The 23,357-nt window shown below is 67.4% G+C and carries 22 protein-coding genes; 11 read left to right on the plus strand and 11 right to left on the minus strand.

Annotation, left to right across the window (positions count from 1 at the left end):
* Positions 1–762, minus strand: coding sequence for a response regulator transcription factor (locus WS51_RS12915; RefSeq protein ID WP_059504695.1), 762 nt, complete (start codon positions 760–762; stop codon positions 1–3).
* A 171-nt stretch (positions 763–933) separates the two neighbouring features.
* On the opposite strand from WS51_RS12915, the gene WS51_RS12920 reads away from it, so the two are divergent.
* The 4 genes from WS51_RS12920 (at position 934) to WS51_RS12935 (ending at position 4,263) form a co-directional block, all read left to right on the plus strand.
* Positions 934–1,188 (plus strand): hypothetical protein, encoded by a 255-nt coding sequence (locus WS51_RS12920; protein ID WP_059449757.1) that lies wholly within the window; start codon positions 934–936, stop codon positions 1,186–1,188.
* Between the two features lie 19 nt (positions 1,189–1,207).
* Positions 1,208–3,022: an aminopeptidase P family protein gene (locus WS51_RS12925; RefSeq protein ID WP_059504697.1), complete on the plus strand. Its 1,815-nt coding sequence runs from the start codon at positions 1,208–1,210 to the stop codon at positions 3,020–3,022.
* 69 nt (positions 3,023–3,091) lie between these two features.
* Positions 3,092–3,643, plus strand: a complete 552-nt coding sequence (locus WS51_RS12930) for a cysteine hydrolase family protein (protein WP_069229282.1) — start codon at positions 3,092–3,094, stop codon at positions 3,641–3,643.
* Positions 3,640–4,263: an HAD family hydrolase gene (locus WS51_RS12935; RefSeq protein WP_069229283.1), complete on the plus strand. Its 624-nt coding sequence runs from the start codon at positions 3,640–3,642 to the stop codon at positions 4,261–4,263. Before WS51_RS12930 ends, WS51_RS12935 begins: the two co-directional genes overlap by 4 nt.
* A 132-nt stretch (positions 4,264–4,395) precedes the next feature.
* Here WS51_RS12935 and ettA read toward each other — a convergent pair whose 3' ends face one another.
* The 3 genes from ettA to gcvA all read right to left on the minus strand — a co-directional run bounded on the left by ettA (position 4,396) and on the right by gcvA (position 7,568).
* Complete coding sequence (gene ettA, locus WS51_RS12940) at positions 4,396–6,063, minus strand: energy-dependent translational throttle protein EttA (protein ID WP_059771543.1); 1,668 nt, start codon at positions 6,061–6,063, stop codon at positions 4,396–4,398.
* A gap of 189 nt (positions 6,064–6,252) precedes the next feature.
* Entirely contained in the window at positions 6,253–6,561 is a 309-nt protein-coding gene (locus WS51_RS12945) for a DUF3761 domain-containing protein (protein ID WP_069229284.1), read from the minus strand.
* Positions 6,562–6,650: 89 nt separating this feature from the next.
* On the minus strand, positions 6,651–7,568 hold the full coding sequence (gene gcvA / locus WS51_RS12950) for a transcriptional regulator GcvA (RefSeq protein ID WP_059449752.1): 918 nt from the start codon (positions 7,566–7,568) through the stop codon (positions 6,651–6,653).
* A 193-nt stretch (positions 7,569–7,761) separates the two neighbouring features.
* On the opposite strand from gcvA, the gene WS51_RS12955 reads away from it, so the two are divergent.
* The 3 genes from WS51_RS12955 to gabP all read left to right on the plus strand — a co-directional run bounded on the left by WS51_RS12955 (position 7,762) and on the right by gabP (position 11,310).
* Entirely contained in the window at positions 7,762–9,024 is a 1,263-nt protein-coding gene (locus tag WS51_RS12955; protein ID WP_069229285.1) for an MFS transporter, read from the plus strand.
* Positions 9,025–9,106: 82 nt separating this feature from the next.
* A complete protein-coding gene (locus WS51_RS12960) occupies positions 9,107–9,451 on the plus strand; it encodes an MmcQ/YjbR family DNA-binding protein (protein WP_059449848.1) in 345 nt (114 codons plus the stop codon).
* A 467-nt stretch (positions 9,452–9,918) separates the two neighbouring features.
* Positions 9,919–11,310, plus strand: coding sequence for a GABA permease (gabP, locus tag WS51_RS12965; RefSeq protein WP_059545088.1), 1,392 nt, complete (start codon positions 9,919–9,921; stop codon positions 11,308–11,310).
* A 182-nt stretch (positions 11,311–11,492) separates the two neighbouring features.
* Here the strand turns inward: gabP and ychF are convergent, their stop codons facing one another.
* A complete protein-coding gene (gene ychF / locus WS51_RS12970) occupies positions 11,493–12,587 on the minus strand; it encodes a redox-regulated ATPase YchF (RefSeq protein ID WP_059504714.1) in 1,095 nt (364 codons plus the stop codon).
* A 247-nt stretch (positions 12,588–12,834) separates the two neighbouring features.
* Here ychF and WS51_RS12975 point away from each other — a divergent pair, with 247 nt between their 5' ends.
* The 4 genes from WS51_RS12975 (at position 12,835) to WS51_RS12990 (ending at position 17,503) form a co-directional block, all read left to right on the plus strand.
* Complete coding sequence (locus WS51_RS12975) at positions 12,835–14,013, plus strand: UbiH/UbiF family hydroxylase (RefSeq protein ID WP_059504716.1); 1,179 nt, start codon at positions 12,835–12,837, stop codon at positions 14,011–14,013.
* A gap of 90 nt (positions 14,014–14,103) precedes the next feature.
* Positions 14,104–14,832, plus strand: coding sequence for a DsbC family protein (locus WS51_RS12980; protein ID WP_059449747.1), 729 nt, complete (start codon positions 14,104–14,106; stop codon positions 14,830–14,832).
* Between the two features lie 127 nt (positions 14,833–14,959).
* Positions 14,960–16,759, plus strand: coding sequence for a M61 family metallopeptidase (locus WS51_RS12985; RefSeq protein ID WP_059944746.1), 1,800 nt, complete (start codon positions 14,960–14,962; stop codon positions 16,757–16,759).
* Positions 16,760–16,906: 147 nt separating this feature from the next.
* Entirely contained in the window at positions 16,907–17,503 is a 597-nt protein-coding gene (locus WS51_RS12990) for an FMN-dependent NADH-azoreductase (protein WP_059449745.1), read from the plus strand.
* A gap of 118 nt (positions 17,504–17,621) precedes the next feature.
* Here WS51_RS12990 and WS51_RS12995 read toward each other — a convergent pair whose 3' ends face one another.
* Genes WS51_RS12995 through trpE form a run of 6 tightly spaced genes read right to left on the minus strand, consistent with a single transcriptional unit; the run spans position 17,622 to position 23,142 of the window.
* Positions 17,622–18,536 (minus strand): uracil-DNA glycosylase, encoded by a 915-nt coding sequence (locus tag WS51_RS12995; RefSeq protein WP_059504720.1) that lies wholly within the window; start codon positions 18,534–18,536, stop codon positions 17,622–17,624.
* Positions 18,537–18,549: 13 nt separating this feature from the next.
* Positions 18,550–19,176, minus strand: coding sequence for a CYTH domain-containing protein (locus WS51_RS13000; RefSeq protein WP_069229286.1), 627 nt, complete (start codon positions 19,174–19,176; stop codon positions 18,550–18,552).
* Positions 19,176–19,961 carry an indole-3-glycerol phosphate synthase TrpC gene (gene trpC, locus WS51_RS13005; RefSeq protein ID WP_059449742.1) on the minus strand — a complete coding sequence of 262 codons (786 nt, stop codon included), beginning with the start codon at positions 19,959–19,961 and terminating at the stop codon, positions 19,176–19,178. The genes WS51_RS13000 and trpC overlap by 1 nt, the downstream gene beginning before the upstream one ends.
* A 29-nt stretch (positions 19,962–19,990) precedes the next feature.
* Positions 19,991–21,022 carry an anthranilate phosphoribosyltransferase gene (trpD, locus tag WS51_RS13010; RefSeq protein WP_059545097.1) on the minus strand — a complete coding sequence of 344 codons (1,032 nt, stop codon included), beginning with the start codon at positions 21,020–21,022 and terminating at the stop codon, positions 19,991–19,993.
* Positions 21,023–21,035: 13 nt separating this feature from the next.
* Positions 21,036–21,635, minus strand: a complete 600-nt coding sequence (locus tag WS51_RS13015) for an aminodeoxychorismate/anthranilate synthase component II (RefSeq protein WP_059791448.1) — start codon at positions 21,633–21,635, stop codon at positions 21,036–21,038.
* A gap of 13 nt (positions 21,636–21,648) precedes the next feature.
* The gene (gene trpE / locus WS51_RS13020) at positions 21,649–23,142 is read right to left on the minus strand and encodes an anthranilate synthase component I (protein WP_059449739.1); all 1,494 of its coding nucleotides are present in this window, start codon (positions 23,140–23,142) and stop codon (positions 21,649–21,651) included.
* Positions 23,143–23,357 lie beyond the last annotated feature (215 nt).

Below are 23,357 nucleotides of genomic sequence, written 5' to 3' on the forward strand. Positions count from 1 at the left end.
TTATAGCGTCTCGGTGATTTCCTCACTCGCCGCATACCGGGCATCAGCATGGCGGGGCCTTGAATTTGGGGGCTCGATCGGCACGCGGTCGAGCTGATAGCCGTAGCCGTAGAGCGGCAGAAGCCGGTAGCCACGCTCGGGGAGCAGCTGCAGCTTGCTGCGCAGCCGGGACGCGTGCGTGTCGAGCGTGCGCGACTTCATGTCGCGGTGTCGGGCCCAGACGGTTTCGAGGATATGGGCGCGCGACACGGGCCGGGACAGGTTCGCGAACAGCAGTTGCGCGAAGCGGAACTCCTTCGGCGTGAGCGCGACGACGGCGTCGCCGAAGCGCACGAGGCCGTGGGTCGCGTCGAACGCATATTCTCCATACATTTCGCGCGTGCGATTCGGCGGGCGGCGCACGCCGGCGCGCCGGCTCAGCGCATTGACCCGTGCGAGCAGCTCGGGCCCGCTCACCGGGCGCACGAGGCAGTCGTCGGCGCCCGCGTGCAGGCACGACACGACTTCGCTTTCGCGCGGCAGTCGCATCACGGCGATGGCCGGCAGGCCGGGCAGGATCGCCTGCGCACGCGGAATGACTTCCTCGGCCGGTTGATCGCCGGCCCAGTTGCCGGTGATCAGCATGTCGCAGGTATCGGTGGCGAGCCACTCGAAGAACGCGGCGCTGGACGCAAACGCGTGGCACACGTGACCGCCGGCGAAGAGCAGGCGGTTCAGGAGCGCAGCATGACGTGCCTCCGGATCGATCAGGGCGATTCGCATGAGGATTTCTTCAATACGGCTGCCGGTGCGCGCTTGCCATAACGTCGGGTCGGCCCCTACACTCGAATGTTCGCGGCGCCCGGCTGGTCTCGGGTTCGATGGATGAATCGATGCTAGTCGCTGGCAACGTTCACGCCTATGGGACGAATCTGAATTTATAGAAGGCGTCGAATGAACTGGTTTGGAATCCTTGTCCTGGGAGCGGCCGTCGGGCTGTTCGGCCGGTGGCTGCATCCGATGCGGCGCACGGGCCGGCCGGCATGGTGGATCGCGGTACTCGTCGGCATCGCTGGCGCTGCCGCCGCGCGCATGGCCGGCAATCTCTCCGGACTGTTTTACGATGGCGAAACGCTCGAATGGCCGGTCTGCACCGGCGTCGCGTTCCTCGCCGTAGCCGTGACGGTCGCTGTGTCTGCCCGTCGCTGAAAGCCTCTCAGGTGAAATCATGAATGCCCGTCTCCCCGAAGTCTCGTCGGTGCCGGCCCGCCTCGCGCTGCTGCGCGGCGCGATGGTCCGCGAGGACCTGGCCGCCTATCTCGTGCCGTCCGCCGACCCGCACCTGTCCGAGTACCTGCCCGAACGCTGGCAGGCGCGCCGCTGGCTGTCCGGCTTCACCGGCTCGGTCGGCACGCTGGTCGTGACCGCGGATTTCGCGGGCTTGTGGGTCGACAGCCGTTACTGGGTCCAGGCCGAGGCGGAACTCGCCGGCACGGGCGTCCAGCTGATGAAGATGACGGGCGGGCAGCAAAGCGCGCCGCATGTCGACTGGCTCGCCCGGAACGTGCCGGCCGGCGAGACGGTCGGCGTCGACGGTGCCGTGCTCGGCGTCGCGGCGGCGCGTGCGCTGACGGCCGCGCTGAGCGCGCGCGGCATCGCGCTGCGCACCGATCTCGACCTGCTCGACGCGATCTGGCCTGAGCGTCCCGGGCTGCCGGGCGACGCGGTGTTCGAGCACGTCGCGCCGCAGGCCGACACGACGCGTGCGAGCAAGCTCGCCGAAGTCCGCCGTGCGATGCACGCGCAGGGCGCGCAATGGCATTTCGTGTCGACGCTCGACGATCTCGCGTGGCTGTTCAACCTGCGCGGCGCCGACGTCAACTTCAACCCGGTGTTCGTCGCGCACGCGATGATCGGCGCCGATCGCGCGACGCTGTTCGTCGCCGACGGCAAGGTGTCGCCGGCGCTGGCCGCGTCGCTCGCGCGGGACGGCGTCGAGGTCCGCGCGTACGACGCCGCGCGCGCGGCGCTCGCGGCACTCCCTGACGGCGCGACGCTGCTGATCGACCCGCGCCGCGTGACGTTCGGCACGCTCGAGGCCGTGCCGGCCGGCGTGAAGCTGGTCGAGGCCGTGAACCCGTCGACGTTCGCGAAATCGCGCAAGACGTCCGCCGAGATCGAACACGTGCGCGTGACGATGGAGCACGACGGTGCCGCGCTCGCCGAATTCTTCGCGTGGTTCGAGCAGGCGGTGAACCGCGAGACGATCACCGAGCTGACGATCGACGAGCAGCTCACGGCCGCGCGCGCTCGGCGCCCCGGCTACGTGTCGCCGAGCTTCGCGACGATCGCCGGCTTCAACGCGAACGGCGCGATGCCGCACTATCGCGCGACGCCCGAGTCGCACGCGACGATCGCCGGCGACGGCCTGCTGCTCGTCGATTCGGGCGGCCAGTACACCACGGGCACGACCGACATCACGCGCGTCGTGCCGGTCGGCACGGTCAGCGATCTGCAACGCCGCGATTTCACGATCGTGCTGAAGTCGATGATGGCGCTGTCGCGTGCGCGTTTCCCGCGCGGCATCCGCTCGCCGATGCTCGACGCGATCGCGCGCGCGCCGATGTGGGCGGCCGGGCTCGACTACGGCCACGGCACCGGCCACGGCGTCGGCTACTTCCTGAACGTGCACGAGGGCCCGCAGGTCATCTCGCACTACGCGCCGGCCGAGCCGTACACCGCGATGGAAGAGGGGATGATCACGTCGATCGAGCCGGGCGTGTACCGGCCCGGCAAATGGGGCATCCGGATCGAGAACCTGGTCGTGAACCGCGCGGCCGGGCAGACCGAGTTCGGCGACTTCCTCGCGTTCGAGACGCTGACGCTGTGTCCGATCGACACGCGCTGCGTGCTCGTCGAGATGCTGCACGAGGAAGAGCGTGCGTGGCTGAACACGTATCACGCGACCGTGCGCGAGCGCGTCGGCCGGCACGTGAGCGGCGATGCGAAGGCGTGGCTCGACGCGCGCACGCAACCGATCTGACGCAACACGCAACACGCAACACACGACACCGGCCGCCCGACGGCCGGGCCACGACAGAGAGGGCAACCGATGGCAGATACCGCAGTGATCGTGATCGACATGCAGCGCGGGCTGGTGCAGCGGGCGCGGCCCGCGTACCGGCTCGACGACGTCGTATCGGGCATCAACCGTCTGACGGCGGCGGCGCGCGCGGCGCACGCGCCCGTGTGCTTCGTGCAGCACGACGGCGACGCGGACGACGACATCGTGCCCGGCACGCCCGGCTGGGAATTGCATGAGGAACTGATCGTCGATCGTGCCGACTGGCGCATCCGCAAGCAGGCGAGCGATGCGTTCCACGACACGCCGCTCGCCGCGCGACTCGACGGCAACGGCATCCGTTCGGTGCTGATCTGCGGCTATGCGACCGAGTTCTGCGTCGATTCGGCCGCGCGGCGCGCGGCGCTGCTCGGCTACCGGACGACCGTCGTGTCCGACCTGCACACGACGAACGAGCGCTCGCACCTGTCGGCTGCGCAGATCGTCGCGCATCATCACTTCGTGTGGGAAAACAATACGCTGTCGGGCAATTCCGTGACGCCGCGCCCGCTTGCCGACGTGCTCGCGACGGAGTTCGCATGACGATCAAGGCGGTGGTGTTCGATTTCGGCGGCGTGCTGATCGACTGGAGCCCCGAGTATCTGTACCGGCAGCTGATTCCCGACGAAACCGAGCGCCGCTGGTTCCTCACGCACGTGTGCGCGATGGACTGGGTGGTCCGCCAGGACGGCGGGCAGACGATCGACGAAGGGACGAGCGAGCTCGTCGCGAAGTTTCCGGCGCACGAGGCGCTGATCTGCGCGTTCTACGCGCGCTGGCACGAGATGATCGGCGGCGTGCTCGACGACGGCGCCGCGCTCGTCGAGCGGCTCGACGCACAGGGAATGCCGCTCTTCGGGCTGACCAACTGGTCCGCGCAGACGTTTCCGTATGCGTGGGACAACTTCCCCGTGCTGCGGCGCTTCAAGGACATCGTCGTGTCGGGCCGCGTGAAGCTCGTCAAGCCCGATCCGGCGATCTACCGCGAGATGCATGCGCGGATCGATCCGCACGTGCCGGGCATCGCGCCGCACGAGCTCGTGTTCATCGACGACAACGCGAAGAACGCCGCAGCCGCGACGGCGCTCGGCTGGCATGGCATTCACCACACGAGCGCAGCGGCGACCGAGGCGCGCTTGCGCGAGCTGGGCGCGCTCGCGTAGGCAGCGGCCGAACTATCGCCGGATGACGAAAGCGGGCCATGGGCCCGCTTTTTCGTTATGTCGGCCCGGAAGCTGCGGCGTTCGGCATCCGGCAACGCATGACCGTGTTGCCGGATGCGCGAGCCGCGCCGCTCAGCGGCTGATCGGCTTGTAGCGCAGGCGCTTCGGTTTCGCTGCTTCCTCGCCGAGGCGCGCACGCTTGTCGGCCTCGTATTCCTGGTAGTTGCCGTCGAAGAACGTGACCTGCGAATCGCCTTCGAACGCGAGGATGTGCGTCGCGATCCGGTCGAGGAACCAGCGATCGTGCGAGATCACCATCACCGAGCCCGCGAATTCGAGCAGCGCGTCTTCCAGCGCGCGCAGCGTCTCGACGTCGAGGTCGTTCGACGGTTCGTCGAGCAACAGCACGTTGCCGCCGGAGATCAGCGTCTTCGCGAGATGCAGGCGCCCGCGTTCGCCGCCGGACAGATTGCCGACGATCTTCTGCTGGTCGCCACCCTTGAAGTTGAAGCGGCCGATGTACGCCCGCGACGGCGTTTCGTACTTGCCGACCGTCAGCACGTCGGCGCCGCCCGAGATTTCCTCGAACACCGTCTTCGAGCCGTCGAGCGCGTCGCGGCTCTGGTCGACGTACGCGAGCTTCACGGTCGGGCCCATCACGACTTCGCCCGAATCCGGCTGTTCCTTGCCGGTCAGCATCTTGAACAACGTCGACTTGCCGGCGCCGTTCGGGCCGATGATGCCGACGATCGCGCCGGCCGGGATCTTGAAGCTCAGGTTGTCGATCAGCAGGCGGTCGCCGAACGACTTGCTGACGTTCTTGAACTCGATCACTTCATTGCCGAGGCGATCGCCGACCGGAATGAAGATTTCCTGCGTTTCGTTGCGCTTCTGGTATTCCTGGCTGTTCAGCTCCTCGAAGCGCGCGATACGCGCCTTCGACTTCGCCTGGCGGCCCTTCGGGTTCTGGCGCACCCACTCCAGTTCCTTCTTGATCGCCTTCTGGCGCGCCGATTCGGCTGCCTCTTCCTGCTTCAGGCGCTCTTCCTTCTGGTCGAGCCAGCTGCTGTAGTTGCCCTTCCACGGAATGCCGTGGCCGCGGTCGAGCTCGAGAATCCACTCGGCCGCGTTGTCGAGGAAATAGCGATCGTGCGTAACGGCGACGACGGTGCCCGGGAAGCGCACCAGGAACTGCTCGAGCCAGTCGACCGATTCGGCGTCGAGGTGGTTGGTCGGTTCGTCGAGCAGCAGCATGTCCGGCTTCTCGAGCAGCAGCTTGCACAGCGCGACGCGGCGCTTTTCGCCGCCCGACAGGTGCTCGATCTTCGCGTCCCACGGCGGCAGGCGCAACGCATCGGCGGCCACTTCGAGCTGCTGCTCGGGGCTGCCGCCGTCGCTCGACGCGAGGATCGCTTCGTACTTCGCCTGCTCGGCCGCGAGTGCGTCGAAGTCGGCGTCCGGTTCCGCATACGCGGCGTAGATTTCCTCGAGCTTCTTGTTCGCCTGGAACAGGTCGCCGAGGCCTTCCTCGACGGCTTCGCGCACCGTCTTCGACGGATCGAGCTGCGGTTCCTGCGGCAGGTAGCCGATGTTCAGGTTCGGCATCGGCGTCGCTTCGCCTTCGATGTCCTTGTCGACGCCCGCCATGATGCGGATAAGCGTCGACTTGCCCGAGCCGTTCAGGCCGAGCACGCCGATCTTCGCGCCGGGAAAGAACGACAGCGAGATGTCCTTCAGGATCTGGCGCTTGGGCGGCACGATCTTGCCGACCCGGTTCATCGTGAAAACGTATTGGGCCATTTGGATGTGAAACTCAGAAAGGGTTGAGACTGCCGCGCAGCGCATCGGCGTGCGTGGCGTCGGGTGATTCGGTACGGGGCGTGCCGCGCGGGGCGCGGCGGTGTCGCCGCGGGTTGGCGGCGAGAGCGCGTATTGTACTTCGCCGCCGGCTGCGGCAGGCACCGCGCAGGCCATTCGGCCGACCCGCGTTCACAGCCACGCGGCGACGCCGCCGTGTCCCGAGCAGGTACCGCGCCGATGCCGGCTGAAGCTGTACGTGCCGTCGCGGCAGCGCGCGCTCGCGCCGTCGGGCACGCGGCCCGATTTCGAATGCGCGGGCGCATGGACGGTGTCGCCGTCGCGATTGCGGTACGTGTCGTGCCGGTCGAGGTCGGCTTCGCTGCCGTATCCGGGCGACGCGCGATACGCGTGTGCCGCGGGCGGCAGGGCGGCGCACGCGACGAACAGCGCGGCCGACAGGCTCGCGATGCATGTCAGGCGTCGCAACAGGGCAGGCATGGTCTCTCTCCGGATGTCGTTGTCGGTTGCGCGACGCATGTTAGCCGATCGGCCGACGATCGTTGCCGCCGCCCGGCGGGGCAGCGACGCTACGTCGCGCCTGTCATCGATGCCGCTCCATCGGCTTGCGCGGCTTCGAGAATCCATCGACGGAACGCGGCGACTTTCGCGCGTTCCGCATGATGCGGCGGATAGACGAGGTAGTACGCGAAATCGTCGAGCCACGCGGCGTCGGCAAGCTGGACGAGCCGCCCGCTCGCGAGCTCGCGGCGCACCATCGCCGCCGGCAGCAGGCCGGCGCCCTGGCCGGCGAGGATCGCCTGCAGCAACAGCCCGGAATCGTCGAACGCGGGGCCGCGCGGCGGACCGAAATCAGCGATTCGCTGCGCGTCGAACCAGATGTGCCAGCCCTTGCGCTCGGCGTCGTGCAGATGCGGCCATCCGGCCAGGTCGGCGGGGGTCGCCGGCATCCCGAGCCGCGCGACGAGGGCCGGTGCCGCGAGCGCGACGATCTCCACGGTCAACAGGCGCTCGCTGCATAGCCCGATGTAGCGGCCGAGACCGTGACGGATCGCGACGTCGACGCCGTCGCGCGAGAAATCGGCGAGCGCGTGGCTCGTGACGATCTGCAGGTCGATGTCCGGGCACGCGTCGCGGAATTGCGCGAGGCGCGGCACGAGCCACGCCGACGCAAAAAAGGGTGTGACGCTCACGGTCAGCGCGCCGCTGTCGGCGGCGCCCGCCACGCGCTGCGACGCGTCGGCGATCTGCCGGAACGCGTTGCGCACGGGCGGCAGGTAATCGCGGCCCGCCGCCGTCAGCAGAATCCCGCGATTCACGCGCTCGAACAACTGTACGCCGAGGTGCGTCTCGAGCGTGCGGATCATCTGGCTCACAGCGCCCGGCGTGACCGACAGCTCCTCGGCCGCCGATTTCACCGACAGGTGGCGGGCGGCCGCCTCGAACGCACGCAACGCGTTCAGCGGTGGCAGGCGGGAACGGATCATTGAGTTTTTCTAAAGCGAAACGCCGACGAAATATCGTTTGAGGCGACGAGCATGCACGAGTACCGTTGTTGCATTGGATCGTAGCGTCGTCATCGTGTTTTGCGGTGGCGGTGCAATCAACATAGTTCAACTATATCCATGAGGCAATCCGGGCGCCATGCGGTGTCCGGCGGAACCTGAGAGGAGGATCGTCATGAACGGCCCGCGCGCATCGCGCGTCTTCTACGGCTGGTACGTGGTGGCGGCCGCGTTCGCCGTCACGTTCGTCGGCTTCGGCAGCGCATATACGTTCAGCGCGTTCGTCGAATCGCTGCAGCGGGATTTCGCCGCGTCGCGCGGGCAGATCTCGCTCGTGTTCTCGCTCGCCGGCTTCCTGTATTTCGGCTTCGGCATCGTCAGCGGCCCGCTTGCCGATCGCTTCGGCTCCCGGCGGCTCGCCGTCGCGGGCATGTTGCTGACCGCCGCGGGCCTCGCGGCGGCCGGTGCCGCGCATACGCTGCTGCAGGTCTATGTCGCGTACGGGCTCGGTGTCGGCTTGGGCGTCGGCTGCGCGTATGTGCCGGCCGTCGGGGCCGTGCAACGCTGGTTCGTGCGGCGCCGTGGCCTCGCGTCGGGGCTCGCGGTGGCGGGGATCGGCGTCGGCACGCTCGTGATGCCGCCGCTCGCCTCCGCGCTGATCGCGCACGCCGGCTGGCGCGGCGCGTACGTCGCGCTCGCGGCGATCGCGGTGGTGGTGGGCGCCGGCATGTCGCTGCTGATCGAGAACGATCCGCGCGGGCGTGGATTACTGCCCGATGGCGATGTGGCACGTGCAAAATCGGGCGACGGACAGCCGGGTAACACTTCATCGGTGCCGGCCGGCGCGACGGTGCGCGAAGCCGTGACGTCGCGGCCGTTCGCGAGCCTGTATGCGGCATGCCTCGTCTGCTCGTTCGGCGTATTCGTGCCGTTCGTGCATCTCGTACCGTACGCGCTCGATCACGGCGTTGCGCAGTCGACGGCCGTGCTGCTGCTCGGCGCGATCGGCGTCGGCAGCACGGCAGGGCGCTTCTTCCTCGGTGGCCTCGCCGACCGCTTCGGCCGCCGCGCATCGCTGCTCGCGATGTTCGCCGGCATGGCGGCCGCGCTCGTCGCGTGGGCCGGTGCCGGAAGCGTCGCGACGCTCGCCGCGTTCGCACTCGTATTCGGCGTGTTTTACGGCGGCTGGGTCGCCGTCTTGCCGGCCGTCGTGATGGACTACTTCGGCGGCCGCAACGTGAGCGCGATCATCGGCATCCTGTACACGAGCGTCGCGTTCGGCACGCTGGTCGGGCCTGCCGCCGCCGGTTTCGTCTACGACGCGGGTGGCGGCTATCTCATGCCGATCCTGGCCAGTGCCGCCGCGAATGCGATCGCGTTCGCGATCGTTGCCACCACCGGCCGCGCGCCGGTTGCGGCACGCGCGGCCGGCCGCTAGGGATCCGTCGCCCGGCCAGGCGTCATCCGCGATTTCCGCTACGGTGGCCGCGACATCGATCATCGACCGGCGGAGGCGCATCGTGACATTCGACGAAGTTCGGCAGATCGTGCTGGCATGGCGGGGTGTCGAGGAAGGCACGTCGTACGGCACGCCCGCATTCAAGGTGAAGGGCAAGATGCTCGCGCGCCTGCGTGAGGACGGCGACACGCTCGTCGTGAAGGGCGTCGGCCCCGACGAGCGCGCGTGGCTGATCGAATCGGAGCCCGACGTGTATTACGTGACCGACCACTATGCGGGCTGGCCGATCGTGCTGGTGCGCTTGTCGGCCGCGCATCCCGACGCCGTGAAAAACCTGCTTCTGCGAGAATGGCGCGCGATCGTGCCGGCCAAATGGCGCGACGCGGGGCCGGGCGGCGCGAACTGAGCATCCGGCTCGGCACGCGCGCGGCGCGCACCAGCTTTGGCGGAATGCATCCGTCGCGAGGTCGCGGTGCATGTCTCGCCACGCGGGGCCCGCTCCGGCACCCCGCAAGCGAACCCCGAAACCGGACCATGCGTTGCATCGATCCGCGTCGATGCAACAAGTGGTTCCATCGAAATTCTTCAATTGGTTCTTAGTCGCGAACCGTTTGATGCTTACACTCCTTCGCTTCGAAGGCGGCTGACCGACAGCCGACGGAAAAGGGCGCACGCGATGCGCCGGCGCCCCGTGTGCCGCATCGCACCCGCAGCTTCGCAGACTGCGGCGCGCACCGACCGTAACAGGCCCGATCCGCTGTCTGCCCGCATGCCGCGCATGCGCGACTGGCTGCCGGATCCAACAACGACAACTCCCGCGCCGCCTTCACGCGACACCCGGTCATATCGGAACCGTTTTTTGGAGAGAGACACATGAGTGGAAGCAAGACAGGCCTCGGCACGGGTCTGAAGCAGCGTCACGTGACGATGATGTCGATTGCCGGCGTCATCGGCGCCGGCTTGTTCGTCGGCTCCGGCCACGCGATCGCGGAGGCCGGCCCGGCTTCGATCCTCGCGTATGCGATCGCGGGCGTCCTGGTCGTGCTGGTGATGCGCATGCTCGGCGAGATGGCCGTCGCGCATCCGGACAGCGGTTCGTTCTCGACTTATGCCGATCGCGCGATCGGCCACTGGGCCGGCTTCACCATCGGCTGGCTGTACTGGTGGTTCTGGGTGCTCGTGATCCCGATCGAGGCGACCGCCGCCGCCACCATTCTCAACGCGTGGTTCCCGGGCATCGCAACCTGGATCTTCGCGCTCGGCATCACGTTGCTGCTGACGATCACCAACCTCTTCTCGGTGAAGAACTACGGCGAATTCGAGTTCTGGTTCGCGCTGATCAAGGTGGTCGCGATCGTCGTGTTCCTGTGCATCGGCGGCGCGGCGATCGTCGGTATCGTGCCCGCGCCGGCCGTCTCGGGCGTGTCGAACCTGTTCGCGCACCAGGGCTTCATGCCGAACGGCGCCGGCGCGGTGCTCGCCGCGATGCTGACGACGATGTTCTCGTTCCTCGGCACCGAGATCGTGACGATCGCGGCCGCCGAGTCGGACAATCCGCAACGCCAGATCGTGCGTGCGACCAACTCCGTCATCTGGCGTATCACGCTGTTCTATCTCGGCTCGATCCTCGTCGTCGCGGCCATCGTGCCGTGGAACGATCCGCTGCTGCCGAAGCACGGCTCGTATCAGCGCGCGATGGAACTGATCGGGGTGCCGAACGCGAAGGCCATCATCGACGTGATCGTGCTCGTGTCGGTCGCGAGCTGCCTGAACTCCGCGCTCTACACCGCGTCGCGGATGCTGTTCTCGCTGTCGAAGCGCAAGGATGCGCCCGCGTTCCTGCACGGCACCGATTCGACGGGCACGCCGCGAGCGGCCGTGCTCGCGTCGACCGCATTCGGTTTCCTGACCGTGATCGCGAACTACCTGATGCCGGAGCAGGTGTTCGGCTTCCTGTTGGCGACCTCGGGCGCGATCGCGCTGCTGGTGTATCTGGTGATCGCGATCTCGCAGCTGCGCATGCGCAAGACGCTCGAATCGAGCGGCGCGGACCTGACGCTGCGGATGTGGCTGTTCCCGTGGCTCACATGGGCGGTGATCCTGTTCATCTGCGGTACGCTGACCGTGATGTTCGTGAGCGAGGAGCACCGGATGGAAGTGGCGGCGACGGCCGTGCTTGCGCTGCTCGTGCTGTTTGCTTCGTGGCTGAACAAGCGCGGTCGCGACGCGCGGGCAGGCGCGGGGCGGCGGGTGTCGGCGACGTGATGACGTGACGATCAGAAGGCGGGCGGCGTGCCCGTCTTTGGCCGACAGGCAAGTCCGTGAATGAAAAATGGGCCGATCGACATTCGCCGATCGGCCCATTTGTTTTTGATGCCGAATGCGCATCAAGCGACGCCGAGCGTATCGCACGGCATCGGCATTGCACGGCATCGGCATTGCACGTATCAGACGTTGAACAGGAAGTTCATCACGTCGCCGTCCTGCACGACATATTCCTTGCCTTCGGCGCGCATCTTGCCGGCTTCCTTCGCGCCCTGTTCGCCCTTGTACGCGATGAAATCGTCGAATGCGATCGTCTGCGCGCGAATGAAGCCGCGCTCGAAGTCGGTATGGATGACGCCTGCTGCTTGCGGCGCCGTGTCGCCGATGTGGATCGTCCACGCCCGCACTTCCTTCACGCCCGCGGTGAAGTAGGTCTGCAGGCCGAGCAGCTTGAAGCCCGCGCGGATCACGCGGTCGAGGCCCGGCTCTTCCATGCCCATGTCGGCGAGGAATGCTTCCTTGTCCGCATCGTCGAGATCGGCGATTTCCGCTTCGATCGCCGCGCACACCGCGACCACCGGCGAATTCTCGCTTTCCGCGTACTTGCGCACCGCTTCGAGGTGCGGGTTGTTCTCGAAGCCGTCGTCCTTCACGTTCGCGACATACATCGCCGGCTTCGCGGTAATCAGGCAGAACGGCTTGAGCAGCGCCTGCTCGTCGTCCGACAGATCGAGGCCGCGCACGGCCTTGCCCTGGTCGAGATGCGCGCGCACCTTTTCGAGCACCGCGGCCAGCTTCACCGCTTCCTTGTCGTTGCCCGACTTCGCGGCTTTCGAGTAGCGCGTGAGCGCCTTCTCGACGGTGCCGAGGTCGGCGAGCGCGAGTTCGGTGTTGATCACTTCGATGTCGTCGATCGGGCTGACCTTGCCGGCGACGTGGATGACGTTGTCGTCCTCGAAGCAGCGCACGACGTGCGTGATCGCGTCGGTTTCGCGGATGTTCGCGAGGAACTGGTTGCCGAGGCCTTCACCCTTGCTCGCGCCCGCGACGAGGCCCGCGATGTCGACGAATTCGACGACGGCCGGCACGATGCGCTCGGGGTGAATGATCTCGGCGAGCGCCTTCAGGCGCGCGTCGGGCACTTCGACGATGCCGACGTTCGGCTCGATCGTGCAGAACGGGTAGTTCTCGGCGGCGATGCCGGCCTTGGTCAGCGCATTGAACAGAGTGGACTTGCCGACGTTGGGCAAGCCGACGATGCCGCATTTGAGACTCATGGAATCCTTCGGACGGGTAAGGCGGCGCGGCCGGCCACGGCACGGCAGCGCGGGAAAATAGGGACGGCCAGCGCTGCAGGCGCGCCGGACCGACGTTCAGAGGCGTTATTGTACCGTGCCGATGCCCCGGTTTCCGGCCTTCCCCCGAATGCCCGATGCGACGGGCCGCCGCGCTGCCGGCGCGGTCTGCGATTCTGCTGATTTCCCGCAAAGTCCGGCCGCGTAAGGGATTGGCCCCGCGGCTATAATGCCCGCCATGACTGCCCACCACACCTTCGACGTCGCCGTGGTCGGCGGCGGGCTCGTCGGCAAGACGGCCGCGCTCGCGCTGACCCAGTCCGGCTACAAGACCGCCTTGCTCGCCCAGCCGGCCACGCCGCGCCCCGCCGATCTCGCGTTCGACACGCGCATCTACGCGTTGTCGTCGAGCTCGCAGGCATTGCTGGAGCGGCTGCGAGTCTGGCAGGCGCTCGACCACGCGCGGCTCGCGCCGGTCTACGACATGCGCGTGTACGGCGATGCGCACGCGGAACTGCATTTTTCCGCATACCAGGCGTCCGTGCCGCAACTGGCGTGGATCGCCGAATCGTCGCTGATCGAGACGTCGCTCGATGCAGCGCTGCGATTCCAGCCGAACCTCACGTGGTTCGATGCGCGCGCGCAGGGCTTCGACGTGCGCCACGACGCGGCCGTGCTCACGCTGTCGTCCGGCCAGGTGCTCGAAGCGGATCTCGTGGTCGGCGCGGACGGCGCGCATTCGTGGGTGCGCTCTCAAATGGGGGCCAGGGTCGAACGGCGCGATTACCGGCAGACTGGCGTCGTCGCGAACTTCAAGGCGTCGCTGCCGCACCGCGAGACGGCCTGCCAGTGGTTCCACGAAGGCGAGATCATCGCGTTGCTGCCGCTGCCGGACGGGCACGTGTCGCTCGTATGGTCCGCGCACACCGCACACGCGGACGAACTCCTCGCGCTCGATCCCGCGCAGCTCGCGGCCGAAGTCGAGCGCGTGTCGCACGGCCAGGTCGGCACGCTCGAATGCGTGACACCGGCGGCCGGCTTCCCGCTCGCGCTGCAGACCGTCGACAAGCTGATCGCGCCGCGTGTCGCGCTCGTCGGCGATGCGGCGCACCTGATTCACCCGCTCGCGGGGCAGGGGATGAATCTCGGGCTGCGCGACGTCGCGGCGCTCGCCGATGCGATCGCGAACAAGGAGAGCTTCCGCAATCTCGGCGACACGGTGCTGCTGCGCCGCTACGAGCGTTCGCGCCGCGAGGACATCCGCGCATTGATGGTCGCGACCGACGGGCTGCAGCGGCTGTTCGCGGTGCCTGGCTCGTTGGCGAAGGCGGTGCGCAACGCGGGCATGGCGTTCGTCGGCGCGCAACCGCTCGTGAAGCGCTGGCTCGTGTCGGCCGCGCTCGGCTGATCGAACCTTCGCGCCTTCGGCCTGTCGGACAGGGCTGCGTTACGGCGTACACTGTGACGTGCACTCCGATTGAGCTGAAGGAACTACAGGATGAAAAAAACGATCCGCATCGCATCGCTGGCGCTGGCCGTCGCGATGGCGACGCTCGGCTGCACCGCGCAGGCCGACCAGACCACCGACAAGCTGAAAGCCACGCTGCAAGCGCGCCTCGGCAACGACGCGCCGATCAAGAGCGTGTCGAAATCGCCGGTCGCGGGCCTCTACGAAGTGAACCTCGGCTCCCAGATCATCTATAGCGATGCCGCCGGCGACTACGTGCTGCTCGGCGATCTCGTCGACACCAAGACGCACAAGAACCTGACCGACGCGCGCCTGTCCGACCTCAACAAGATCGACTTCGCGAGCCTGCCGTTCGCGAACGCGATCAAGGTCGTCAAGGGCAACGGCGCACGCAAGATCGCGGTGTTCTCCGATCCGAACTGCCCGTACTGCAAGCGCCTCGAGACGACGCTGCAGTCGATCGACAACGTGACCGTCTACACGTTCCTGTATCCGGTGCTGTCGCCCGATTCGACCGCGAAGTCGAAGGCGATCTGGTGCGCGACCGACCGCGCGAAAAGCTGGGAGGGCTGGATGCTCGACCATCGCGCGCCGACCGGCGCCGGCACCTGCGACACGACCGCGCTCGACAAGAACCTCGCGCTCGGCCGCGGGATGAACGTCACGGGCACGCCGACGATCTTCCTGCCCGATGGCCGTCGCCTGCCGGGCGCGGTGTCGGCCGACCAGCTGAACCAGGCGCTCGCGTCGAGCAAGTAACCGACCGGCACGCCGGGCCGCATGGCCCGGTCAGCGAGGGGCGCCCGCGACATCAGCCGGCGCCTCTCTTCGTTTCCGCTCGCCGCATTTCGTCCACGTTTCGTCCGATTTTCTACCCATTTCCGCGATGACCCAGCCGATCCGTTACTCGATTGCCCCGAAAGATCTTGCCGCGCACCTGTTCGAAGTGTCGGTGACGGTCGCCGATCCCGATCCCGAAGGCCAGCACTTCTCGCTGCCGGTGTGGATTCCGGGCAGCTACCTCGTGCGCGAGTTCGCGCGCAACATCGTGACGCTCGCCGCGTTCAACGACGCCGGCCGCAAGGTGCGGATCGCGAAAACGGACAAGAACACGTGGCGCGCCGCGCCGGTGAGCGGCGCGCTGACGCTGCGCTACGACGTGTACGCGTGGGACCTGTCGGTCCGCTCCGCGTATCTCGACGAATCGGGCGGCTTCTTCAATGCCACGGCCGTGTTCCTGAGCGTCGCCGGCCGCGAGGATGCGCCGTGCGAAGTCGACATCGCGAAGCCGGCGGGCGCGGCGTTCCGCACGTGGCGCGTCGGCACGTCGCTGCCCGAGGGGCGCGGCACGAGGCGCTACGGCTTCGGTGCATATCGGGCATCGAACTACGACGAACTCGCCGATCATCCGGTGACGATCGGCGAATTCGCGCTGGCGACGTTCGACGCGCACGGCGTGCCGCACGACATCGTGATCGCCGGGCGCGTGACGCAGCTCGACATGGAACGCCTGCGCGCCGATCTGAAGCGCGTATGCGAGGCGCAGATCGCGCTGTTCGAGCCGAAATCGAAGAAAGCGCCGATGGACCGCTACGTGTTCATGACGCTCGCCGTCAGCGACGGCTACGGCGGTCTCGAGCATCGTGCGTCGACCGCGCTGATCTGCAACCGCACCGACCTGCCGGTGAAGGGCCGGCCGGAAACGACGGAAGGCTATCGCACGTACCTCGGCCTGTGCAGCCACGAGTATTTCCATACGTGGAACGTGAAGCGCATCAAGCCGGCCGCGTTCGTGCCGTACGACCTCGCGCGCGAAAACTACACGTCGCTGTTGTGGCTGTTCGAGGGCTTCACGTCGTACTACGACGACCTGATGCTCGTGCGCTGCGGGCTGATGTCGCAGGACGAATATTTCGCGGCGCTCGGCCGCACCATCGGCGGCGTGCTGCGCGGCACCGGGCGGCTGAAGCAGAGCGTCGCGGAAAGCTCGTTCGACGCGTGGATCAAGTACTACCGTCAGGACGAGAACGCGACCAACGCGATCGTCAGCTACTACACGAAGGGTTCGCTCGTCGCGCTCGCGTTCGATCTCGCGATTCGGGCACAGACGCGCAACCGCAAGTCGCTCGACGACGTGATGCGCTTGCTGTGGCAACGCTACGGACGCGAGTTCTATCGCGGCAAGCAGGCGGGCGTCGAGGAAGACGAGGTCGAGGCGCTGATCGAGGAAGCGACGGGCGTCGCGCTGGGCCGGTTGTTCGCCGACGCCGTGCACGGCACGCGCGACCTGCCGCTCGCCGAGCTGCTCGCGCCGTTCGGCGTGACGCTCGCGCCCGAAGTCGCACCTGGCGCTGCCGCGAAGCCGACGATCGGCGCGCGCCTGCGCGGTGGCGCGGACTGCACGCTGGCGGCGGTGTACGAAGGCGGCGGCGCGCACCGTGCGGGGCTGTCGGCCGGCGACACGCTGATCGCGCTCGACGGGCTGCGCGTCACCGGCACGAATCTCGACACGCTGCTCGCGCGCTACCGCCCGGGCGACAAGGTCGAGGTGCACGCATTCCGCCGCGACGAGCTGCGGACCGCGAAACTGAAGCTCGACGGGCCGGAAGTCGCGCGCTACCGGCTCACGGCGGCCGCGAAGCCGGCTGCCGCGCACAAGGCCCGCGAAGCCTGGCTGAAGGGCTGAGCATGCACGGGCGGGTTTCGGGGCTCGATCGACGATCGTTCTGCTGTTGCAACAATCCGTCGCCCGGAACCCGCTTTTTCGCGATCATGCGGCCACGCACAATGGCGTCACTCGCGCTACCGAAGCGCAACCAAACCGGAGCCTGACATGACGACCATTCTGCAAATCAATTCCGCGGCGCGCTCGCAAGGTGCGCAATCCACGCTGCTGGCCAACGAGCTGACGGCAAAGCTGCAACAATCGAACCCGGGCGCGAAGGTCGTGGTTCGCGATCTGCTGGCCGACGCGCTGCCGCACCTCGACGAATCGGTGCTCGGCGCATTCTTCACGCCGGCCGACCAGCGCAGCGCGGAACAGAATGCGATCGTCGCGAAGAGCGATGCACTGATCGCCGAACTGCAGGCCGCCGACATCATCGTGATCGGCGCGCCGATGTACAACTTCGGTGTGTCGTCGCAACTGAAGACGTATTTCGACTGGATCGCGCGTGCAGGCGTCACGTTCCGCTACACCGAGAACGGCCCGGAAGGCCTGATCAAGGGCAAGAAGGTTCACGTGGTCACGGCGCGCGGCGGCAAGTACCTCGGCACGCCGAACGACAGCCAGACGCCGTTCCTGCGCACGTTCCTCGGCTTCATCGGTTTGACCGACGTGAGCTTCATCCATGCGGAAGGCCTGAACCTCGGGCCCGATGCGCAAAGCGCCGCGCTCGCCGGCGCCCGCGAAGCGATCGCTGCCGCGTAACGCCGATGCGGGTGAGTCGCACCCGCTGCGTCACCCGAAAAAAAACGCCGCGCCCCGAAAGAGGCGCGGCGTTTTTGCGTGGTGCAGCCCGACGTGAGCGCGAAACGCTGAACGGCGGTTACGCGAGCGTTTCGGCGACTTCCGGCAGGCGCCAGTCGATCGGCTCGCGGCCCGCTTCGACCAGATAGTCGTTCGCGAGCGCGAAGTGACGGCAACCGAGGAAGCCGCGGTGCGCGGACAGCGGCGACGGATGCGGCGCCTCGAGCACGCAGTGCGCGCTCGCATCGAATAGTGCGCGCTTGGCCTGCGCATGCGCGCCCCACAGCATGAACACGAGCCCGCGATGGCGGTTGGCGAGTTCGCGGATCAGCGTGTCCGTGCACTGCTCCCAGCCGCGCTTTGCGTGGCTCGCCGCCGCGCCGCGCTCGACCGTCAGCACGGTGTTCAGCAACAGCACGCCCTGGCGTGCCCAGCTATCGAGGCAGCCGTGACGCGGCGTGTCGTGGCCGAAGTTCGCGGCGATTTCCTTGAAGATGTTGCGCAGCGACGGCGGCGTGCGCACGGCCGGCGGCACTGAAAATGCGAGGCCATGCGCCTGCGGCGTGCCGCGATCGTCGCCGTGGTACGGGTCCTGGCCGAGAATCACGACCTTCACGTCGTCCGGGCTCGTCAGGCGCAGCGCGCGGAACACGTCGGTCGGGTAGACCGTCTTGCCGGCCGCGCGCTCGTCGTCGACGAAGCGGCACAGCGGTGCGTATGCGTCGCTGTCGGTGAAGGGTTTCAGCACGTCGCGCCAGACGGCCGGCAGCGCGTCGAACTGCGCGGCAAGATGCGGGACCTGCGGGTGGTGCGCGACTGCCGGCTGCGGCGCGGAAGACGCCGGGGCGGTCGCCGCGGCTTTTCGTGCGGGCTTGCGCCCGGCCGCGGCGGGCGCGGGCGCCGGGGCGGAAATGTCGTCCTGCGCCGTTTCCGGCACGGGATCGTCGAACAGCGACGCCTGTTGAGGCGTGCGAAGAGTCTTGCGGGTTGCCATGCGTGATGCGGGTTTATTGCGCACGCAGCCGGTAGCCGCGCTGCGCCTTGCTGATGTTTTCGGGAGCGAGGCCCGGCAGCGCCTGCTGCAGTTCGGCAGCGAGTGTCGCGAGCGCCGCTTCCGGTCCGTCGATCAATTCGAGTTCGATTTCGCTGATCGGTTCGCGGCGCGTATCGTTTTCCGCCTGGACGACGATCTCGCCGACGTCCACCGCGGCCTCGACGGTCGCGCCGCCGATTGCGATGCGCCACAGCGTACGCGAAAAATCCGTCCGGAACAGCGCATGCAGCGCGGGCGCCGCATCACGCAGCGCGATGGCGGCTTCCGGCACGTCGCATGCGGTGACGAGCGCGTCGATTTCGAGCGCATCGCCGGCGACGGGCAGCTCCCATTCATGGCGCCGATGCAGGCCGCCTTCCGCGCTGCCGACCGTCTTGAACGTCTGCAGCCAGCCCTGCGGCGCGCGGCGCACGCGCACCGCGCTCTTCGAGCGGGCCAGCGCGAGATCGGGCGTGTCGTAGTAGACGTTCGCGAGCGTGATGTCGTGGCCGGGTTCGCCGGTCAGCGTCTCGAAGAAGCGTCGCGCCGCATCGGCCTGGCCGGCCGGCAGCGCGAGCTTGATTTCCTTTTCGATCGCCATCAGAAGAACATCCGCGCGAGTTCCTCGCCCGGCTGGTCGGCGCGCATGAACGCCTCGCCGACGAGGAACGCGTTCACGTTCGCCGCGCGCATCGTGTCGACGTCGGCACGCGACAGGATGCCCGACTCGGTCACGACCATGCGGTCCGCCGGAATCATGTCGAGCATGCCGAGCGTGGTCTGGATCGTCGTCTCGAACGTGCGCAGGTTGCGGTTGTTGATGCCGAGCAGCGGCGTCTTCAGCGTCAGCGCCTGCTCCATCTCGTTGCGGTCGTGAACTTCGACCAGCACCGCGAGGCCGAGCGAGTGCGCATAGGCCTCGAGTTCCTGCATCAGCGGCGTGTCGAGCGCGGCCGCGATCAGCAGGATCGCATCGGCGCCCATCGCGCGCGCTTCGAGGATCTGGTACGCGTCGACGATGAAGTCCTTGCGCAGCACCGGCAGCGTGCAGGCCGCGCGCGCTTCCTCGAGATAGCGGACGCTGCCCTGGAAGAATTGCTCGTCGGTCAGCACCGACAGGCAGGCCGCGCCGTGGGCCGCATACGAGCGCGCGATGTCGGCCGGTACGAAATGTTCGCGCAGCACGCCCTTCGACGGGCTTGCCTTCTTCACTTCGGCGATCACCGCCGCATTGCCGGCCGCCTGCTTCGCGCGCAGCGCGCCGACGAAGTCGCGCAGGTCGCGGGCGGACGCTTCCAGTTTCAGTGCCTCGAGCGGCGTGCTGCGCATGGCCGCCGCGACTTCTTCGCGCTTGACGGCGATGATTCGATCGAGAATGTCGCTCATGTGGATTCCTGCTTGATTCGAAAGGGGAGTCAGCGCTTGAACTGCTGCGTGAAGCGCACGAGTTCGTCGACCTTCGCGCGCGCCTTGCCGCTGGCGATCGCTTCGCGGGCGAGCTGGATGCCGTCCGCGATCGATTCGGCGATATTGGCCGCATAGAGCGCGGTGCCCGCGTTCAGCGTGACGATCTCGCGGGCGACGCCCGGCTGGTTGTCCAGCGCGCCGAGCAGCATCGTGCGCGATTCCTCGGCATTTTCCACCTTCAGCGTGCGGTTCGACACCATCTGCAGGCCGAAGTCCTCGGGATGGATCTCGTATTCGTGCACCTTGCCGTCGCGCAATTCGCCGACGAGCGTCGCGGCGCCGAGCGAGACTTCGTCCATTCCGTCCTTGCCGTACACGACCAGCACGTGCTGCGCGCCGAGGCGCTGCATCACGCGCACCTGGATGCCGACGAGGTCAGGGTGGAACACGCCCATCAGCTGGTTCGGCGCGCCGGCCGGATTGGTCAGCGGGCCGAGAATGTTGAAGATCGTCCGCACGCCGAGCTCGCGGCGCACGGCCGCGATGTTCTTCATCGCCGGATGATGGTTCGGCGCGAACATGAAGCCCATGCCGGTTTCGGCGATCGACGCGGCAACCTGGTCGGGCTGCAGGTCGATGTTCACGCCGAGCGCTTCGAGCACGTCCGCGCTGCCCGACTTGCTCGACACGCCGCGGTTGCCGTGCTTCGCGACCTTCGCACCGGCTGCCGCCGTGACGAACATCGACGCGGTCGAGATGTTGAACGTGTGCGAGCCGTCGCCGCCCGTGCCGACGATGTCGACGAAATTCGAGTTGTCCTGCACGTCGACGTGGTTCGCGAATTCGCGCATCACGGTCGCGGCGGCGGCGATCTCGCCGATCGTCTCCTTCTTCACGCGCAGCCCGGTGATGATCGCGGCCGCCATTACCGGCGACATGTCGCCGCGCATGATGAGCCGCATCAGGTGCAGCATTTCGTCGTGGAAGATCTCGCGGTGCTCGATCGTGCGTTGCAGCGCTTCCTGCGGGGTAATCGTCATCGTGCGTCTCCCGTCAGGCCGGCTGCGCGGCCGCGCGGGCCGTTGCACGATTCTGCTTCAGGAAATTCTCGAGCAGCGCGTGGCCGTGCTCGGAGAGGATCGATTCCGGGTGGAACTGCACGCCCTCGATCGGCAGCGTCTTGTGACGCACGCCCATGATTTCGCCGTCGTCGGTCCACGCGGACACCTCCAGGCAGTCGGGCAGCGATTCGCGTTCGATCGCGAGCGAATGGTAGCGGGTGACGTCGAAATGCTTCGGCAGGTCGGCGAACACGCCGCGGCAGTCGGTTTCGATCCGGCTCACCTTGCCGTGCATGATGGTCTTCGCGCGCACGACGCGGCCGCCGAACGCTTCGCCGATCGCCTGATGGCCGAGGCACACGCCGAGGATCGGCTTCTTGCCCGCGAATTCGCGCAGCACGTCGAGCGTGATGCCCGCGTGCTGCGGGTTGCTCGGGCCGGGCGACAGGCAGATCGTGTCGGGGTCCAGGCGCGCGATCTCGTCGAGCGTGATTTCATCGTTGCGGTACGTGCGCACGTCCTCGCCCAGTTCGCCGAAGTACTGGACCAGGTTGTAGGTGAACGAGTCGTAGTTGTCGATCATGAGCAGCATGGTCAGTCTCCGGTCAGAAGTCGCTATCGAGGCCGTCCTGGACCTGTTCGGCCGCACGCAGCACCGCGCGCGCCTTGTTCTCGGTCTCTTGCCATTCGGATTCGGGCACCGAGTCCGCGACGACGCCGGCCGCCGCCTGCACGTACAGGTTGCCGTTGTGGATCAGGCCGGTGCGGATCGCGATCGCGAGATCCATCTCGCCCGAGAACGACAGGTAGCCCACCGCACCGCCGTACAGCCCGCGCTTGATCGGCTCGAGCTCGTCGATCAGCTCCATCGCGCGCACCTTCGGCGCGCCGGACAGCGTGCCGGCCGGGAACGTCGCGCGCAGCACGTCGTAGTTCGTCATGCCGGGCTTCAGCTTGCCTTCGACCGAGCTGACGATGTGCTGCACGTGCGAGTACTTCTCGATCACCATCTTGTCGGTCACCTGCACCGAGCCGATCTCCGCGATGCGGCCGACGTCGTTGCGCGCGAGGTCGATCAGCATCACGTGCTCGGCGATTTCCTTCGGATCGTTCAGCAGTTCGGTCGCGAGTTCCGCGTCGCGCTCGGGCGTGTTGCCGCGCGGACGCGTGCCGGCCAGCGGACGAATCGTGACGATCTGGTCTTCGCCGCGCTTTTCCTGGCGCACGAGGATTTCCGGCGACGCGCCGACCACATGGAAATCGCCGAAGTTGTAGTAATACATGTACGGCGACGGATTCAGCGAACGCAGCGCGCGATACAGCGACAGCGGATTGTCGCGGTAAGGCTTCGTCAGCCGCTGGCCGACCTGGATCTGCATCAGCTCGCCGGCCGCGATGTATTCCTTCGCCTGGCGCACGGCGGCCAGATAGTCTTCCTTCTTGAATTCGCGGAACGTTTCGGTGCGCACGCTCGCCGACGTCACGGGCGGCTGCACGGTCGTGCGCAGGCGCTGCTTCAGTTCGCGCAGGCGCTGCTTTGCCTTCGTATAGGCTTCGGGCTGGGCCGGGTCCGCGTAGATGATCAGGTAGAGCTTGCCGGCAAGGTTGTCGATCACCGCGACTTCCTCGGTGAGCAGCAGCTGGATGTCCGGCAGGCCGAGATCGTCGCGCGGCGCGGTATTCGCGAGCTTCTTCTCGATGTAGCGCACCGCGTCGTAGCCGAAATAGCCGGCGAGGCCGCCGCAGAAGCGCGGCAGGCCCGGACGCTGCGCGACCTTGAAGCGCGCCTGGAACGACTCGATGAATTCGAACGGGTCGCCGTCGTGCGTCTCGACGACCTGGCCGTCGCGCACCACTTCGGACACGCCGTTGCGCGTGCGCACCAGCGTGCGAGCGGGCAGGCCGATGAACGAGTAGCGGCCGAAGCGTTCGCCGCCGACCACCGACTCGAGCAGGAACGAGTTGGCGCCCGCGCGTTCAGGCTGGGCCAGCTTCAGGTAGAGGGACAGCGGCGTTTCGAGGTCGGCGAGCGCTTCCGCGATCAGCGGGATGCGGTTGTAGCCTTCGTTCGCCAGCGATTGGAATTCGAGTTCGGTCATGTTCCGGTCCTGTTCGGGACGAGCGGCGGAGTGCGCCAGGGATCACTTGACGCTGCGCGGGCTGCCGTCGGCGAAAGGGCGGTCGATCGAGAAGTGCCTGTTGCCGGCCGGCACTCCGGGCGTGAACGTCGCGAGCCTGCGGCCGGCCCTGAACGCAAGCATTCGGACGCGGTAGAACTCGAGGTGGTGCGACGATCGGCGCGCGGATGCGCAGC

The sequence above is a fragment of the Burkholderia territorii genome (assembly GCF_001718335.1).
GTDB classification, from domain to species: domain Bacteria; phylum Pseudomonadota; class Gammaproteobacteria; order Burkholderiales; family Burkholderiaceae; genus Burkholderia; species Burkholderia territorii.